Consider the following 17,074-nt stretch of genomic DNA (forward strand, 5'->3'; position numbering starts at 1 on the left):
CCTCCTATTATGGGCCAGTTTCAAACTATCTTCAAGCTGACAATAGTTGTTCTATGTAAAACTTAGCCCTTTCAACATACTCCGCTTCTTTTTCCTCGAATAAAAATGGGCGCAGGGAATTTGCCATCTTTTCAAGCTCTTTATCGGGAATGGCAAAAATGATCTCTTTTAGGAATTCCCTGGGGGAGATATTGACCTTTTTTTCCCTTAAAATATAATCGTCCACCGGGAATTTTTTTGAAAGCATCATGATAAGATCATAAACATGGCGGCCCCTTCTGTGGGTGCTTAATGCCAGCATTTTCTCGCAAAAAATATAGCCATCGGTCATAGTGAAAATCGGGAACATTTCCCCGAAGTTATTGACGACCACCTCATTGGTCTTCAGTTCCCATGATGGCTGGTGGATCTCGACCTTTACCATCAATTGCCCTCTTGCATCTATTAATTGATAAGCGCTTTGAAGCTCCCTATTAAAAGTGAATTTCGCGGTTAAAAGGTTGCCGCGATGATCGAAATCGACGCCGCTGTTCAAGTTCTCGCGTTCAAACTCGCTTTGGACATAATGCGCCATATCCACGAATTCATTTTTTTTGAATTTTTCACCGTTAAAATCGAGGTCTTCCGAGAACCTTTTAAACCCGTGGACGAAACGCAGGTAAGTCCCACCTAAAAAATAGGATCTTTTCCCCAAAGGATGCCTATATAAATGTTTTAGGATAAGGGTTTGGATGTATTCGCGCAAAATCCCCCTTATCTTATTTGTCGGCATCCCTTTATTCTTCGCGTATTCGAGAAGCGCTTCATAAGTTAGCATATATTTTGTTGATCTCCTCCTTGATCTTCTTTGGATATAATTTCATGTATATTTGCAGCTTCTTTTTATCCAAAAGTCTTAATGCCTTTATTTCGAAGCGCTTTGAAATTTCCCCATTGGTCCTCAATTTAAGATACAAATAATCTATCAGCGCCTTTTCCGGTTCAGCGATTTTGATATCAAAACCTTGTTCTTTAATAATCCGATATCCCGTAAAAGCTTTGGGCCGGACCGTTCGATAAACAAACGATCCAAATCGGCGCGTTGCCTTTGTTGTTACCGAAGTTACACCTATCGCGACTTCGGGGATAATGCTGTAGGTTGATAGCGCGGTCTCAAGTGAAACATATGACGGCTCGTAGAGGCGATTGGCAATGAACATATCAGGGATATTTTTCCGTTCAGGGTAAGCGATCTCGTAAAAACCGCGGCGAATAGCTCTTAGCCAGCCTTTTTTCTTCCAAAAATATACCTGGAATTTAAGGGTTCTTGGTGACTCCTTTGGGAAAAGTCTTTTCAAGTCCCTAAAGCTAAAAACATACAGCTGGTTCTTGGTTAGCTTTTTGTATAGTTCTTCATATTTCATTTGGTTATAATATATTATAACTTACTGAAACATCCATTGTCAAGCACCGGAAATAATTTAGTGTTCCGGTGCCGTGATGTTAAGCGGCGAATGCAAAAAAGCAGGAAGATGAGGAACTGTTTCATGTCTGCCAGATTCCAGCGCTGCCGCTGTCTTTCGAGCAAAATCAATGACATCAGTCGGCAACCCCATTTTCTCCGCTACATCAATACCTGAACTGCGCCCTCTTCCTTCCTGCAATTCAAACGGCTTATCCCCAAAAAACTCAACCGATAATGGCCGATGGGGAAGAGTGTCTTTTGGCATTCGGTCGACATATTCAAATAGCTCGGTATAGTTGGTTGTCAAAACTACTTTGGCACTGTGCTTGGCTAAATAGCGGGCAATAGCACTTTGCAAGGCCGCCGCCTCCTCTCCCGAAGTTCCCTTCGCAGGCTCATCCAAAAAGATCAAAGGTTTTTCGGCGCCCGCATCGGAATCAGCCAAGTCGATCACGCGTTTTAGCCGGCGCAGTTCCCCGGTGAAGGAGCTTGCTTCGGCTGTGTGGCCGGCAGTTTCGATGGCCGCGATGATCCGCCCAAATTTAGGAATTGAAGCAGAACTGCCAGGAACATATCCAAATTGCTGGCGGCAGAGCGCCGCCATGGCCAAACCAAGCGCCGCATGCGTTTTTCCCCCGCCGTTTGTGCCGGTAAGAACCATAACCGGAGTCCCATCAAGATCAGTCGACGGCCAAGAAAGTGGAACGACTTCATCTGCCGCCATACTGCCGGTTAAGATCGGACTCCTGGATCGAGATAGAGACAGGCTGTCGCTTTCTTCCGCTCGCGCCCATCCCTGCTCGCGAACTGTCTCGGCAAAACCCAGCAGAGCATTTAGCTCCAGATATTTTTTGTAGAGTGAAGTCAAAGCGGGTACTGCCGTCGACATGGTGGACGCCCATCTTTTCCAATTTTCTTTAATAAAGCCCATAATTTGGATCCATATACCATTAGCGTACTCTTGAGCCTCCACCGGGCCAAGCGGACTATTTTCCAATATAACAGGATCAATTTTTGGCGCCAAAAGCAAGGATAACTTTGAGTTTATCTTATTAACCAATTCTTGTTTTAATTTTTCCAAATCAAGGCTTGAAATTGCTTCTTCGATCAACGCCGACACAGCCCCTAGTTCATCCAGAGTAATTTGAGCGGATTCAGGCGCGTCGGGATTGTTGAGGCCTGCATCGGAAAGCGCCAGGCTTAAAGTGGCAGTGAACCCCAGCCGCTGGCGCAGGCGGGAAAAAATATATATTCTCATTGCTTCAAAATTTAGATAAGCCTTTTTTTCTTCTGCTATATCCTTTGCCATTGAACTGAAGAGCTTATCAAGCGCCTCACTGGTGTGGCGAATTTTATCTTCTTTGTCATCCCAGTGAACCATAAAAGAACCGTCTTGGGCATACCAGAGCAGCAGTCCTTCAAAATAAGCGCCGAACGAAACAGCCGCCTTCATCTCGTCAAACTGCTCTTGCGGCAGTCCCACTAAACTTTGAAACCAGCGATAGCGGGATTCTCTCTCTGCTGGAGAAAGCGAGCGGGTAAGCTCCAATCCGACCCAGTGGCCGACCACTCTCGGTATCTCTACGACGCGTTTTGAAAATTCATGGCTTGGTGCTTCGTCTTCTGGGCGATTGCTTGTTCGTGCTTCTTCTAAAGCTATAGGTGAATTTTCCGCAAAAACCAATGCGGCTGGCCCGATCCACAGATAAAATAGTCGGTGATCAATATCGTAGACCTCTCGCGGAACCATTGTCAAATCAATATTTCCCTGCTGATCAACAAATTGTTGTTTATTGTTCCAAACCCCGATCTGAAGCGCATCGTAGGGTGTAATTTCAAAATTCTCTGCTGTTTCCCCGTGTTTCCAAGTTTTGACAGGGTCAAGCGCAACGCTGCGTCCCTCCTTCATGGCCAGGTAAATATTATGAGCTTCCGATACAATTTCATCAGGGTATCCTTCTTTAGCCGCCCGGGCAATGGCGCCGCTTTCTGCGGCACCTTTCTTCAGATGATGTTCGGAATCAACCGTTAAAATTTTAACTTTTGGATCAATAAGCAGTTCTCCGATTTTATTGTAATGCGTGGAGGCTACAACATAGGCTCCGCGGCTGATACAGCCGGCAATAAAGCCGCTAAGCAGAGCATAGCCGTCTACCCGCGAGGTGCCGCGCCCTGGTTCATCCATTAAAACAACTGCCGGAAGCCCCTTTTCGCGAACCCTATCAATTTCCGCAAACACTTCGATGTAGCGCAGTATCTCATTTTGAAAAGCGCTGGCAGTCAGAGTATGGCGGGAAACATTTACATTCATCTCCAGCGCTCCAACCGGTTCCAATGAAGCGGCTCGCGCAAAAATCGGTATGCCGCGGTTAGCCATGATAATTGCGTTGCCAACCGCTTCCAAAATATGCGTTTTACCGTTGCCGTTGCCGCCCGAAATGACCCAAACCGGGTTTTGCGGCGAAAGATCTATATCAAAGGGACAAATATCTGCCGCCCCGAATAATTTTGGGTTAAATCTGTCCTTGTCAGAAGCCGGATCTTGGCGGAGTACCAGAGTAGGATTTCGCAATTCTTTGAACGAAATGCCCGCCGAAGAGACAAGCTCCGGCAAAACTGATGGGATACCCAATTTTTTCGCTTGCTCAAACAATCTTTTCCACATTACGAGCGTATCGTATTCCCGCAGGGCAAGGTAGAGGCCGCGAACAATCTCTTTATGGCCGGAAAGCAACCTGGCAGTTTGTTCACAAATATAAGGTGGACTGGCCTCTTCCTCGTCTTTTCGGATATTGGTTATTGCCGAGCTAGACAATACCTTGCGCAATTCTGGGATAAAGAGCGCTTCCAAAAATATTTTTACTCTTAGGGCATTTTCCTGTTCAAAGGGAGTATTGCCAGAAGCCCAAAATTGTCCAAGTTGTTCTACCCCGCGGAGAAAATTGGCGGGCGAATAAAATAGTCCTCGAAGAAAGTCGCCATGTTTCGCAATGGCGCAAGCATTTCTTGCTGGAGAAGATGTTGAAAAGGCAAAAAAAGAGATCGAAGCGACAAGGCCTATGGCGGAAGAGAAAAAGAAATTCAAAATCTCAACATCATTGATTTTGTTATCCCGAAAAACAATCAGGCTTTCTGGAAGCAATGGAAGGAAAGCAATGATGATTACGTTTATGCCCGCAATATGCGGCCGATTTGCGAGAAACCTTTTGCGGTCGGCAAGCGCAGTTATCGCCTCAAACGATGCCGCTACTGGGGATTACTCAAGACTCATGCCCAATCATTGCTGACTTACATGTCTTACAATCTCAAAAAGATTTTTGCCCCGCCGCCTTTAGAACCGGCCGCGATTGCGGCCTAAGGGATAACTGCGCCCAAAATCGGGAAAATGGAGGTGATGGGAAAAGAAAAAACAGAAATTAGAGGTTAGATACTCAAAACTACTCAAAAAATCGATCGTTTTAAAAACCCTTCGGAAAATATTCGCTTCCTACCCGGTCTCAGCATAAAACAACAAAACTATCTTATTATAAATACGATTAGAATACAACCCGGCTCGATACCTGCCGAATTAAATTAAACATCTGGAGTGTTCCCGAATGCTCAAAATAGCTGGCGTAAAAGTGAAATTTCTAAAACTTTCTCCCGATAGATATTTGGTATTACAGTATATAGGAGGAATGATAAAAATGGCCACAGTAGGAAATGTTGGAAGAATCACGCCGCTAAGCAGAACAAGAGCCTTGTCAGCTGCGCAAGGTATAGGCCCTGTTGTTGATGAAGCCGCCGGAAAATATCCTTTGGTTTTTGCAAGGTTTGGGGTTGTAACTCCTTTTGCGGCGGTGGCGCTGGGACGAGAGTTCGAGGTGCATGATAAGCATAATAAAGTAGCCGTTGTTGGGGAATATCTGCAGAGTATTTTAGATAGTTGGGATTTTGATACCGCAATAAGGCTTGGCATGGTACAGGATGTATTGCAAGCTACCGGGCTCAAAGTAACCACAATGCCTTGGAAAGGATCCCCTGATGTTATTTATGCGCTGCATGGCGGATCGGAACATGCTTTAGCTGAAAGGATCGTGAAACAAACCATTGCCGATGATCCGGCGCAAATTGTGAATCTGATGCTTCAACCTTATGGGATCAAAGTGAATTGCAATGTGGAGAACTTTACACCGGAGATGTCCAACCGGTTGGCGGAAGCATTTCTTGAGGCGCGAAAAATAGGCCTCGTCGCATTTTCCCTTAGGCGAAATATAGAGCATATAAACATAACGGATGGCATCAGATGGAAAGGGCATCCAAATATTTATGTTGATGGAAATGGCCGTAATGGGTTTTTAATGATCCCAATTGAAGCGCTTTCAAGCGATGGTTTCGTTGATCAATTTAAGGCAGCATTACGCGCGATCAAAAATAGAGACCATGCTGTAAGAACAGTGGAAAGACGAACCGAAGCCGCCGCAGGGCGTATATATTCTGAAGCGGAAGTTTCCCAAATGTCGGATATTGAATATTTGACGGTGAAGTTGGCATGGCAGGAATGTGTTTTTTCTATTGAAAGAGGAATTGAATTGACGCAAGATGAAATTGCAAATTTGATCGCGGCGCTTGAAGGGATAGTCAGGAAGGTTGATATTAACCATATTAATGTTGTCGGGACCGTTCAGTGGAAATTAATGGATGACGCTAGAATAAAAACATTTCTTGACCCTTTTAATCGTCTTTTATTGATCTCGATAGAAGAGTTATCGAATGTTAGGCTTGCTGAACACCTTTTAGCTAAATTTGTTCAAGCTTATAGGCTTATCTAAAAGAAAAAGCAACTGGGACTAAAGCTGGATTCCTCCCGCCTTGGCGGGACTAGATTCTTCCCCCTCGACAAGCTCGGGGTCAGAATGACACATTGTTATCACTCTGATATAATAAAAATATATGAAAGTAAATAGCAAAGATTACCGAACAGTCTGGATGGAAAAGCATTCGGTATTCATGATAGAACAGAATCTCCTTCCGTTCGAATTCAAGATCGTTGAACTTAAAAATTATCATGAAACCTGCCATGCGATCAAGACAATGATAGTGAGGGGGGCGGGGGCGATCGGTGCTACTGCCGGGTTTGCAATGGCGCAAGCATTTCTTGCTGGAGAAGATGTTGAAAAGGCAAAAAAAGAGATAGAAAATACTAGGCCAACAGCCCAAAATCTTTTTTATGCGGTCAACCGTGTCTTTTCCTCAAAATCTCCTGCCAAAGAAGCGCAAGCAATAGCAAATGAAGATGCGGCTGCCTGCAAAAAAATAGGCGAATATGGAAATGAGTTGATAAAAGACGGATTTAATATTGAAACCCACTGCAATGCCGGCTGGCTGGCATTTGTCGATTATGGAAGCGCCCTTTCGCCGATTTATGCCGCTAGGAGACAAAAGAAAAAAGTATTTGTTTATGTTGATGAAACAAGACCGAGGGGGCAGGGGGCGCGGCTTACCGCATGGGAGCTTTATAACGAAAAAGTTCCTCATAAAATTATTCCCGATAATGCGGGGGCTTATTTAATGTCTCAAGGCAAAGTCGACATGATGATCGTCGGAGCCGATAGGATCGCCAAAAACCATGATGTTGCAAACAAGATAGGCACATTCGAGAAAGCGATCGCGGCCAAAGAATTCGGCATTCCATTTTATATTGCCGCCCCAACTTCAACATTTGATAAAAACTGCAAAACAGGAAAAGATATACCGATAGAAGAAAGAAGCGAAAACGAAGTGCTGTACCAGACCGGACCAAGCAAAGCGGGGAAAATTGAAAAAATATTGGTCGCTTCTCCCGGATCGCATGCGCTAAATCCGGGATTTGATGTAACGCTTGCAAAATATATTACAGGAATAATTACAGAAAACGGCATAATAAAACCTTATTGACATATTTACTCTATCATGATAAAGTAAATCATAGGTTAATATTATCATGTTCAAGAGATTGCAAAAATTTGTTGATTTAGGCTTGGAAACATGTTTTCTATGGGGAGCTAGGCAAACCGGCAAAAGCACATTGTTAAAAACATTATTCCCCAATGCTCCATATTATGATCTTTTACTTTCAGATGAATTTGCTCGTTTAACTGCCAGTCCCGCGATACTTCGGCAAGACCTATTGGCCAATCACCCTAAAGGCCCTGTTATTCTTGATGAAGTTCAAAAGATACCTCCTTTGCTTGATGAAGTCCAATGGTTGATTACCAATCATAAAATCCAATTTATCCTTTGTGGTTCAAGCGCCAGGAAACTTAGGCGCGAAGGCGGCAACCTGCTTGGGGGGAGGGCTCTACGCTATGAACTTTTTCCGCTGGTTTATAAAGAGATCCCTGATTTTGATCTCTTGCGCGCGCTTAACCATGGGCTTATTCCAAGGCATTATCTCGCGGCAAAACCACAACCGTTGCTGGAATCATATGTTGGGGAATACCTCCAGGAAGAAATAGCCGCCGAGGCTGTCACACGCAACATCCCTGCTTTTACCAAATTTCTTACTGCCGCTGCCTTTAGCAACGGGAGTATCGTGAATTTTAAGAATATAGCCTCCGAGTGCGGCGTAAGTGCCGTCACGGCAAAAGCATATTTTCAGATCCTAACCGACACATTGGTCGCACGCTGGATCCCCGTCTTTCAAAAAAAACCAAAACGCCGCGTGATCCAGGCCCCCCGCTTTTATTTTTTCGACCTCGGCATAGTAAATTATTTATTGAAACGTCGGAATTTAGAGCCCGGAAGCGAGATTTTTGGGGCGGCTTTTGAGCATTATATATTACAAGAGATGGTCGCTTACAGCCACTACTCCAGGAAAAAATTTGAAATAGCTTATTGGCGCACAGCTTCCCAGCTTGAAGTTGATTTTATTTTGGGCGACCATGAAATAGCCGTGGAAATAAAAGCCGCCAAAAACGTTAACCTCTTCCATCTGAAAGGGCTCAAGGCCTTTTCGGAAGAATATTCTACAAGACAGAACATTGTTGTTTCTCTGGATCCCCGGCCCAGGCAAATTGATAACATTAATATCCTGCCCTGGCAAGAATTCCTGGAAAAATTGTGGGCTGGCCAAATCATTTAACAAATAAAATCAGGATTGAACTCGCAGAATATTAGGAATATACTATCATCGAAATCTATCAACGGGAGGCATATTATGAATTTTTTTGCTGATCGTTTCTTTGGATGGATGACATATGAACCTGTGATCGGCCTTATGATGGTAATATCCGCGCTTGTTTTATTTCTTGCAAATTATAAAAAATCCGAGAAACAGGAAACATTTTGGGAATGGGGAAAGCGCGTAATTGAATCGCTTGTTATCGTCTTATTATTCTTGGGGCTTTTATGGTCGTTCAGGGCGATATTGACCAATTGCCTGCAGCGCAAATAAATTATCCGGAAGGCTGTTTGACCCCGACAACTATTTCAAAAACTTCGGATGGAAAGGGGACAATCTTGGAATGGAAATTGGATAAAGCCCTAACGACAGCGGGAATGGGAGTAGCGCTGCCAAAACCCGAACAGCCCGGCGCAAAAGTGAGCCTGGTATTAAAAAACAACCCTTATACTTTGATGCTTTTGGTGGTAACGATCTGCCTGACATTCTTGATCTTAGGGGAGAAGATCAACTTCTTGGAAATCTCCCTTTTATCAGCGGTCTATTACATCCTTTTTATCACAATGGCCTCTGTTTCGGATCATTTCATCGGGTTTTTTGGGTCATTGGCTTTGGGCTCGGCGATGACGCTGTATCTATCGCACTTATTATATAGGAATTATCCAAAAGAGCTGATCAGGAAAAATATTTATTATCTTGTGGTGTTTTTTGCTATTATTTATCCGATTTCCGGATTATTCCCAAGCATAGAGGATTCTTTTAAAGGGGTTGTAAATGTCTGTTTGATAATTTACCTGTTTTTTATCTCGCTTCATTCAAGAATTAATGGTGAATAAGGGGAATATTACGTTTAATTTAAGGCGGATATATTTTGCAGGTTTATTGCTAATATTCCTTCTGCAAGCTTTATCGTATGCTTTGCAAAATAAACATATCTACGATAACGCCGATATTCTTTCTGGTCCTGACGAGCTGAAACTGGGAAAAACCCTTTCGGAATATGACAAGGCAAGCGATGTCGATATAGAAATATTAACCGTGAAAACCTTGAAAGGCCAAACCCCGAGCGACCATGCCGACGTGATGTATAAAAGCTTGAAAGTCGGGAAAAATCCTTCAAATAGCTGAGCTCTTATAATAATTGCCATGAAGGAAGGCGACATCAGGATCGTAAGGTTTGATGCGAAGTATGTCTCTGTTTCGGGGACAAAACTTTTGGTTGAAGACGCGAAGGGCAAAAGAATTGTTGTTGTTACGCCATTTATAATAAATAAAGTAATAGAAGCGATAAAGATGATGAAAAAATTCCATGTTTCCATTACTGCGAGGGTTGAAAAACTCGATCCTTTGACCCTGCAGTTCTTAGGGGTTGAACTTTAATGGAGCAAGAAGCAATATTAAAACTTAAAGTCGTCGGTATGGATAATCCTCACTGCGTTGGGACGGTTGGCGGCGCGATTTCAAGCTTGCAGGGTATCATTTCAAAAGATCTAAGGGTTAATGAACGAGCGGTCATCAAATATGATCCGAAACTAGTCGGTCCAAGCCAAATAAAAAAAGTTATCGAAGAAGAAGGCTATACGCCGATCGAAGAGGAAGAACTAAGCCTTGATACGGAAAAACAGGCGCGCCAAGCGGAGATCCGTAATTTAAGAGATCGATTTTTTGGGTCTTTTATTCTAAGCCTTCCTTTAATGTATTATATGCTGCATTTGCTTTTTGCCTGGCCAATGCCCGAGTTTATGATGAAAAATGCCGCAGTTATCGAATTTATTCTAACGACGCCTGTTATGGCTTTTGGCAGCATATTTTTTACGCGAGGGATCGTTTCACTTGTTAAAACAAAAACTTCGAACATGGATACCTTGGTATCGCTTGGCGTTGGGGCCGCATATTTATACAGTTTATTTGTGACGATCCTCATTTTATTGGGAAATAATACTCTGGGAATGGCCGACCTTTATTATGAAGTTGCGGGCTTCCTTGTTTCATTCATATTGCTTGGCAAGTATTTGGAAGCTATAGCCAAGGGTAAGACATCCGATGCCATAAAGAAATTGATCGGCCTCCAGCCAAAGACCGCGATGGTTGAAATTTCAGGCAAAGAAACCGAAAAAAATATAAATGACGTCGTAGTAGGCGATATTGTTGTCGTAAAACCCGGAGGAAAAGTCCCTGTTGACGGGGAGATCGTAAGCGGACATTCGTCAGTTGATGAATCTATGGTTACGGGGGAGAGCATCCCGGTCGAAAAGAATATTGGCGATAAAGTAATTGGCGCGACCATAAATAAAACGGGTTCATTCAAATTAAAAGCGGAAAAGATCGGAAAAGATTCGTTCTTGGCACAAGTCATAAAACTTGTTGAAGAAGCGCAGGGAAGCAAAGCCCCGATTGAAGAGCTTGCGGATAAGATCTCATCCTATTTTGTCCCTACGGTGTTCTTGATCGGCGTCGTTTCTTTTATTGTTTGGCTGATCGTCGGTCAGACTTTTGCTTTTGCCCTTTCGGCTTTTATCGCGGTCATTATTATCGCGTGTCCATGCGCGTTGGGCCTTGCAACTCCTACGGCTGTGATGGTTGGAACTGGACTTGGGGCCGAACACGGCATATTGATCAAGAGCGCCGAGGCATTACAGATGGCCTCGCAGATAAAGACTATCGTATTTGATAAAACGGGAACACTAACGAAAGGGGAGCCGGTGGTGACGGATATTGTCCCGGTGGAACCTGCGAATAAACTTCGCGGTTCCACCGGAAGTTTATCGGAACCGAGACGTTTAGTCTCAGGTTCCGATCTTTTACTATATGCAGCGATTGCTGAAAAGAGGTCCGAGCATCCATTGGCTGAAGCTATATTGAAAAAAGCCAAGGATGAAAACCTTGAAATTCCCGAACCCGATAAATTTGATTCTGTCTCGGGTAAGGGCGTTGTCGTTTCATATAAAAACGAAGAGATCTTGTTCGGAAACAGGGGGCTCATGAACGATAAGAAAGTTGATTTCTCCGATATTGAGGGAAAGATACAAGAATTAGAATCCCTTGGAAAGACCGTTATGCTTGTCGCCAAAAATAATATTTTCCAAGGTTTGATCGGGGTTTCAGATACACTAAAAGAAAATTCGGTCACCGCGGTGAGCATCCTCAAAAAAATGGGGATAAATGCTTTGATGATAACGGGCGACAATAAGCGGACAGCCGATGCAGTGGCCAAGCTTGCGGGGTTGAGCAAGGCATTAGCGGAGGTATTGCCGCAGGATAAAGCGGAAAATATAAAAAAGCTCCAAAAATACGGAGATATTGTTGCAATGGTGGGCGATGGGATCAACGATGCTCCGGCTCTAGCGCAGGCCGATATAGGAATTGCGATCGGATCCGGCACCGATGTCGCGATAGAGACAGGGGAAATCATTTTGGTTAAAGACGATATGCGGGATGTTGTGACCGCGATCAAACTTAGCAAGTATGCGATGCTAAAGATCAAACAAAACCTCTTTTGGGCTTTTATTTATAATGTGATCGGGGTCCCGGTAGCCGCCGGAGTTTTATATCCTTTTACCGGACTTTTACTTAATCCGGTAATTGCCGGCGCCGCAATGGCCTTTTCATCTGTTTCTGTTGTAAGTAATTCGTTACTTATGAAGCGGTTTAGGGCTTAAAAAGGAGATTTCAGGGCGGGCTGGCAGAAACGCTTAAGCCCACTTTTATTTTAAAGCACGATCTGCTTTAGAACCAGCCTTGAGCCTTGCCTATTAAGTAGATCGCTACTACGGCAACCATGATCATCATTCCCCATTCGTGTATGCATGGGGCGCCAGGCCGATTATTTTTACAATCTTCTGTCAAGCCGCACATTAATGCCATTTCTTTCACCCCCATTTTTATTATTTAAATTATATTCCCAAGAATAAAGAGCGTATGTAAGATAACTTACGCTTTGCTTTTAGGTGGTTTTTCGACTTGACATGCATTGGGCATAACGATAGACTCTATCGCAATATGAAATAGAAAAAAGGGGGGGGGATAATTTGCCGGAATTAAGACAGGATCCGACCACTAAAGAATGGGTGATCATCGCAACAGAGAGAGGCAAGCGGCCGGAAGATTTTAAAACTCAAGCTGATGATGAAGATCCGGAAACGAAAAAGACTTGCCCTTTTTGTCCCGGCAAAGAAAGTCGAAGTCCGGGAGAGATTTTCGCTTTTAGAGATCCAGGATCCAAACCCGATACTCCCGGTTGGAAAGTCCGTGTCGTGCCTAATAAATTTCCGGCCTTAATTCCTGGTTCCAACGGTGAACGCCATATTCAAGCGGATCACTTTAAATACATGGCCGGAGTCGGCAAACATGAAGTAGTGATCGGCACCCCGCGCCATGAAGAGGATATCCCTCTTATGAGCGATGAACAGATTGAACTTGTTTTTTTGGCTATCCAAGAGCGCTGTAAAGCTCTTTGTGAAGGCCAAAATCTGCAGCATGTAACTATTTTTAAGAATCATAAGCAAGCCGCTGGGACTTCTCTTAGGCATCCGCACTGCCAAATTATTGCTACCCCTTTTGCGCCGGTCCAGGTCCGCCACCGCTTAGAAACTGCTATGAGTTATTTTGATGAAAACGGAGAATGTGTTTTTTGCGCAACCTTGGAAAAAGAAAAATTTTTCAAGAAGCGGATAATCTTGGAAACGGATTCTTATATCGCTTTTTCGCCTTTTGCATCCAGCACTCCCTTTGAAACCCAAATTTTCCTAAAGAGGCATGCTTCTAATTTCTGGCAAAGCACTAAAGAAGAAGTAAAAGAAGCCGCCCACGCGGTCAAGATGATCTTAGGCAAAATGTATGTAGGTTTGCATAATCCGCCGTATAATTTTGTTATTCGTTCAGGGCCATCACATGAACCGCATCTCGAGTACTATCATTTTTTCATCCAGATCATACCTCGGATAACTGGGATCGCCGGTTTTGAGCTTGGTTCGGGAATTTATATCAATACGGTCGCACCAGAAGATGGGGCGGAATTTTTAAGAGAAATAAATTATAAGGGCGCAAATAACGGATGAAAATTAAAAATAGCGTGGAAGCCCTGCTCGAAATTACAGGCGGCCTTTGTTCGGCGGCTTTGGCTTCTATTTGCTGCTGGGGACCGGTAGTTTTAGCGGCTTTTGGGTTGGGGAGCGGAGCGCTTGCTCAATTTACTGCATATCGATGGGGCTTTATTCTTCTCGCATTTATTTTTCTTAGTAGATCTCTTTACCTGGCTTATAAGGCCCAGAGCAAGAGAAATATTATTATTATTTTGGTTATTATTTTTATTGCTGTATTTTTTATTTTATTGCCGTTTGCGCTGTAATCATTCGAAATGAATATATTGTGTAAACCTGGTTAAAGAGGAGCAAAATAATGCGAAAAAAGGAATATGATTTCATTATCATTGGCGGCGGGGCGGCTGGTTTTGCCGCGGCGATCAAGGCAGACGAGCTGGGTGCAAAAACAGCCATGATCAATGCCGGCTTGCCGATCGGCGGCACCTGCGTTAATGTTGGTTGCGTCCCGACCAAGCATCTTTTAGAGGTGGGACGCGATTATTATGCGCCGCAGCATCCCCGCTTTGCTTCATTGGGCAGGGTTAAGGCGGAATTTAATTTTAAACAAGCGATCGAGGAAAAAAACAAACTGGTCGCCGGGTTTCGCCAAAGCAAATACAAAAATGTTGTGGCCAATCTTAAAAGGGTCACTTTTGTCGCTGGGCGAGCTGAATTTGTTTCGGCTAAAGAGATTAAAGTTGGCAAAGATCTGCTGACGGCTAAGAAATTTTTGATCACCACTGGGTCGTCATCTAAAATCTTGCCGATTCTAGGGCTTGATCAGGTCGATTATCTAACTAATGTTGAGGCTCTAAATTTAAAAAGGCTTCCTAAATCAATAATTATTTTAGGCGGAGGGCCGCTTGGCTTAGAATTTGCCCAACTTTTTAGACATTTTGGGACTAAAGTAACTGTAATCGAACTTATGGATAAGATTCTCTCGGCGCAGGAAAATGAGATTTCTTTAGCTTTGCGAAAATATCTTGAGACGGATGGAATTACGCTTAAAGTCGGGGCTAAAACCACGCGAGTCCAACAAAAAGGCGGACTAAAAAATGTTGAGATCAAAAGCCTGGGAAAAACTTTTCAATTAAGCGCCGAAGAATTGTTGCTGGCGGCAGGGGTAGTCGGAAACACCTCCAATATGGGGCTGGAAGAAATCGGCGTCAAAATTGGCGAGGGTGGCTTTATTAAGGTTAACAAATATTATCAAACTTCCGTGCCAAATATCTGGGCAGCTGGCGATGTGGCCGGACCGCCCTGGCTGGAAACAGTGGCAGCTAAGGAAGGCAACTTGGCTGCGCGCAATGCTTTGTCCAATGCCAAGTTAAAAGTAAATTATGATGCTGTGCCTTATGCTGTTTTCACTTCACCGCAAGTTGGCAGCGTTGGATTAACCGAAGAAGAATATATGAAGCGTTTTAAGACCTGTGCCTGTCGCGTAGTCTGGATGGATCAAGTTCCCAAAGCTTTAGCCGTCAAAGAAACCCGCGGTCTGATCAAAATGGTTATTCACCATAAAACAGGGAAGATAATGGGGGTACATATTTTATCGGCTGAAGCGGTCGACTTGATCCACGAAGCAACGATTGCCGTCAAGTTTGGCTTAACTATTGACCAAATAATCGATACTTTGCATGTTTTCCCGACTCTGTCCGAAGCCATCAAACTTGTTGCTCAATCATTTAATAAGGATATTAGCCAATTGAGTTGTTGCGTGGAATAATTACTATATGAATAAAAAAACCAAACTCTGGTATCTCTCCAATATTAATTTATTCCAAGGGATGTCGCCGAAAGAAATGAAATGGGTGGAAGGAAAAACCAACATGAAACATTATGTGAAGGGAGAAAATCTTTATTCGACCGAGGGCTCGGGCGAACAAATTTATTTCCTGAAAGAGGGCTCGGTAAAGCTATCCACGCTTTCACCAGACGGCCAAGAATTTACTCGTGAGATTTTGCGGCCCGGCGACTTGTTCGGCGAGCTAATGCCGGATAACAGGTCCAAATTTCTGGATGAAAGCTACGCCCAGGCAATGGAAGAAACAATAATTTGCGCAATGTCGGAACGCAATTTTGAAGAGCTATTGAGAATGAAGCCCAATTTAACGGTTAGGTTGGTTAAGCTGATGGGGTTGAAGCTTCGTACAATCGAGGCCAAACTTACCGATCTTGTTTTTAAGAGCGTCAGAGAGAGATTGGCAGGCCTTCTTGTTAAATTGGCCGAAGAGTTCGGCCAAAAATTTGAAGGATTTTTGCGGATCGGGACAAGTGTCGCTCACCAGGAGATGGCAAATCTTATTGGTTCAAGCCGTGAAACCACGACGCTCACATTAAATGAGTTCAAAAGAGCAGGGATTATCGAAATCAAAGGTCGAGAGATCTTCATTAAAAATATATCAAGGCTTAAGTTCTAGTTTGGATTTTTCTTGATCTTATAATGGCAGGAAAACTTTTTTATAAAAGCGGAGGCCAGTTGTTATCGCAGCAAATCTTTTGAAATTGATTCTCTCCAAGAATTGAAGAATTCGGACAGCTTTCCGATTTCACATTCCTTGACAAGCAAAAGCATATCGGCTGAATTAGCCGAAAATGTATTAATTCTTTCGAATGCCACCCCCAGCCAATACAAATCAAAACCCGGATCTTTTTCTTTCGACAATCCCATTAGTTTTTCTTTTGTAAAATAGCCTTCTTTCACAAGAAAATATACATCTATAAAATCACGCAAAGTCGCCCTGCCAAATAAAGCCAAAAGCTTATTTGAGGCAATGTCGACCAAACTGTCTATTTTGATTTTTGGAAATTCATTTGATGCCTTGGAAGGCTCAAAACGAAAAGGGGAGTCCTGTGCTAGGTGGATCAGCGTGGATTTGCCGCCTTTCTTGATTGCTAATTCGACAAATGAGCCTAATCCCCGCGATCTGTCAATGAGGAAATCCCTTTCCTTTAATTCTTTTTCAAGGCTAAAGCTAAACGGCTGGATAATATTTTCTTCCGCTGTAAAAAAATCAAGATCATTGCTTTTCCTGTGCCTAAGATAAAAGGCCGCAAGAGCCGTTCCCCCCGTCAGATAAAAAAGATGGCTATCTGGAGCAAGGCCAAAATTATCTAAAAGCTCTTTTTGTAATGGATTTAGAATTTCCAATGAAATCCTCCCAAAATATCTTAACTTCATTCGGTAAAAATCGCTTCAACCTTAAAAATGATTCCCGAAACTTCGAAGGATTTATTAATTTGAGCAATTCCTTTACATCATTTGTTTTGCCGCAGCTTAGCACTTGTTGGATATACATATCTAATATGGCTGGATCGTTCAAGTCTAAATTCGCATTATCTTTTAAATACCAGAATAATCTTTTATTTGGCTTTATGCCCATATCCAGTTATTATAGCATGAAGCGG

The 17,074-nt window shown here is 43.3% G+C and carries 19 protein-coding genes; 13 read left to right on the forward strand and 6 right to left on the reverse strand.

Annotation, left to right across the window (positions count from 1 at the left end; all coding sequences use genetic code 11):
- Nucleotides 1-31: 31 nt before the first annotated feature.
- From HZC34_00725 to HZC34_00735, 3 genes are read right to left on the reverse strand one after another with little or no spacing between them, the layout of a single operon-like run.
- On the reverse strand, nt 32-817 hold the full coding sequence (locus tag HZC34_00725; protein ID MBI5700359.1) for a nucleotidyl transferase AbiEii/AbiGii toxin family protein: 786 nt from the start codon (nt 815-817) through the stop codon (nt 32-34).
- Nucleotides 804-1,403, reverse strand: coding sequence for a hypothetical protein (locus tag HZC34_00730; protein MBI5700360.1), 600 nt, complete (start codon nt 1,401-1,403; stop codon nt 804-806). Before HZC34_00730 ends, HZC34_00725 begins: the two co-directional genes overlap by 14 nt.
- Before the next feature lie 57 nt (nt 1,404-1,460).
- On the reverse strand, nt 1,461-4,529 hold the full coding sequence (locus tag HZC34_00735) for a hypothetical protein (protein MBI5700361.1): 3,069 nt from the start codon (nt 4,527-4,529) through the stop codon (nt 1,461-1,463).
- Between the two features lie 96 nt (nt 4,530-4,625).
- Between HZC34_00735 and HZC34_00740 the strand changes: the two genes are divergently transcribed.
- From HZC34_00740 to HZC34_00780, 9 genes are all read left to right on the forward strand, one after another.
- Nucleotides 4,626-4,802 carry a transposase gene (locus HZC34_00740; protein MBI5700362.1) on the forward strand — a complete coding sequence of 59 codons (177 nt, stop codon included), beginning with the start codon at nt 4,626-4,628 and terminating at the stop codon, nt 4,800-4,802.
- Nucleotides 4,803-5,040: 238 nt separating this feature from the next.
- Complete coding sequence (locus HZC34_00745; protein ID MBI5700363.1) at nt 5,041-6,255, forward strand: hypothetical protein; 1,215 nt, start codon at nt 5,041-5,043, stop codon at nt 6,253-6,255.
- Nucleotides 6,256-6,376: 121 nt separating this feature from the next.
- Entirely contained in the window at nt 6,377-7,360 is a 984-nt protein-coding gene (gene mtnA / locus HZC34_00750) for an S-methyl-5-thioribose-1-phosphate isomerase (GenBank protein ID MBI5700364.1), read from the forward strand.
- Nucleotides 7,361-7,406: 46 nt separating this feature from the next.
- The gene (locus HZC34_00755) at nt 7,407-8,546 is read left to right on the forward strand and encodes an ATP-binding protein (protein ID MBI5700365.1); all 1,140 of its coding nucleotides are present in this window, start codon (nt 7,407-7,409) and stop codon (nt 8,544-8,546) included.
- 75 nt (nt 8,547-8,621) lie between these two features.
- Entirely contained in the window at nt 8,622-8,858 is a 237-nt protein-coding gene (locus HZC34_00760) for a hypothetical protein (protein ID MBI5700366.1), read from the forward strand.
- Nucleotides 8,813-9,421: a hypothetical protein gene (locus HZC34_00765; protein MBI5700367.1), complete on the forward strand. Its 609-nt coding sequence runs from the start codon at nt 8,813-8,815 to the stop codon at nt 9,419-9,421. The genes HZC34_00760 and HZC34_00765 overlap by 46 nt, the downstream gene beginning before the upstream one ends.
- Nucleotides 9,422-9,467: 46 nt before the next feature.
- Nucleotides 9,468-9,713, forward strand: coding sequence for a TPM domain-containing protein (locus tag HZC34_00770; protein MBI5700368.1), 246 nt, complete (start codon nt 9,468-9,470; stop codon nt 9,711-9,713).
- An 18-nt stretch (nt 9,714-9,731) separates the two neighbouring features.
- Nucleotides 9,732-9,965 carry a hypothetical protein gene (locus HZC34_00775; protein MBI5700369.1) on the forward strand — a complete coding sequence of 78 codons (234 nt, stop codon included), beginning with the start codon at nt 9,732-9,734 and terminating at the stop codon, nt 9,963-9,965.
- Nucleotides 9,965-12,244, forward strand: a complete 2,280-nt coding sequence (locus HZC34_00780) for a copper-translocating P-type ATPase (GenBank protein ID MBI5700370.1) — start codon at nt 9,965-9,967, stop codon at nt 12,242-12,244. Before HZC34_00775 ends, HZC34_00780 begins: the two co-directional genes overlap by 1 nt.
- Before the next feature lie 67 nt (nt 12,245-12,311).
- On the opposite strand, the gene HZC34_00785 is transcribed toward HZC34_00780, so the two are convergent.
- Nucleotides 12,312-12,449, reverse strand: a complete 138-nt coding sequence (locus HZC34_00785; protein ID MBI5700371.1) for a hypothetical protein — start codon at nt 12,447-12,449, stop codon at nt 12,312-12,314.
- 164 nt (nt 12,450-12,613) lie between these two features.
- Between HZC34_00785 and galT the strand changes: the two genes are divergently transcribed.
- From galT to HZC34_00805, 4 genes are read left to right on the forward strand one after another with little or no spacing between them, the layout of a single operon-like run.
- Nucleotides 12,614-13,642: a galactose-1-phosphate uridylyltransferase gene (gene galT, locus HZC34_00790; GenBank protein ID MBI5700372.1), complete on the forward strand. Its 1,029-nt coding sequence runs from the start codon at nt 12,614-12,616 to the stop codon at nt 13,640-13,642.
- The gene (locus HZC34_00795) at nt 13,639-13,932 is read left to right on the forward strand and encodes a hypothetical protein (GenBank protein MBI5700373.1); all 294 of its coding nucleotides are present in this window, start codon (nt 13,639-13,641) and stop codon (nt 13,930-13,932) included. Before galT ends, HZC34_00795 begins: the two co-directional genes overlap by 4 nt.
- A gap of 50 nt (nt 13,933-13,982) precedes the next feature.
- Nucleotides 13,983-15,392: a mercury(II) reductase gene (merA, locus tag HZC34_00800; GenBank protein ID MBI5700374.1), complete on the forward strand. Its 1,410-nt coding sequence runs from the start codon at nt 13,983-13,985 to the stop codon at nt 15,390-15,392.
- Between the two features lie 7 nt (nt 15,393-15,399).
- Nucleotides 15,400-16,086: a Crp/Fnr family transcriptional regulator gene (locus HZC34_00805; protein MBI5700375.1), complete on the forward strand. Its 687-nt coding sequence runs from the start codon at nt 15,400-15,402 to the stop codon at nt 16,084-16,086.
- A gap of 62 nt (nt 16,087-16,148) precedes the next feature.
- Here the strand turns inward: HZC34_00805 and HZC34_00810 are convergent, their stop codons facing one another.
- Both HZC34_00810 and HZC34_00815 read right to left on the reverse strand, forming a co-directional pair.
- Nucleotides 16,149-16,817: a nucleotidyl transferase AbiEii/AbiGii toxin family protein gene (locus HZC34_00810; protein MBI5700376.1), complete on the reverse strand. Its 669-nt coding sequence runs from the start codon at nt 16,815-16,817 to the stop codon at nt 16,149-16,151.
- Nucleotides 16,777-17,049 carry a hypothetical protein gene (locus tag HZC34_00815; GenBank protein ID MBI5700377.1) on the reverse strand — a complete coding sequence of 91 codons (273 nt, stop codon included), beginning with the start codon at nt 17,047-17,049 and terminating at the stop codon, nt 16,777-16,779. Before HZC34_00815 ends, HZC34_00810 begins: the two co-directional genes overlap by 41 nt.
- Nucleotides 17,050-17,074 lie beyond the last annotated feature (25 nt).

The organism is Candidatus Saganbacteria bacterium, assembly GCA_016223245.1.
Taxonomy (GTDB): Bacteria; Margulisbacteria; WOR-1; order XYC2-FULL-46-14; family XYC2-FULL-37-10; genus JACRPL01.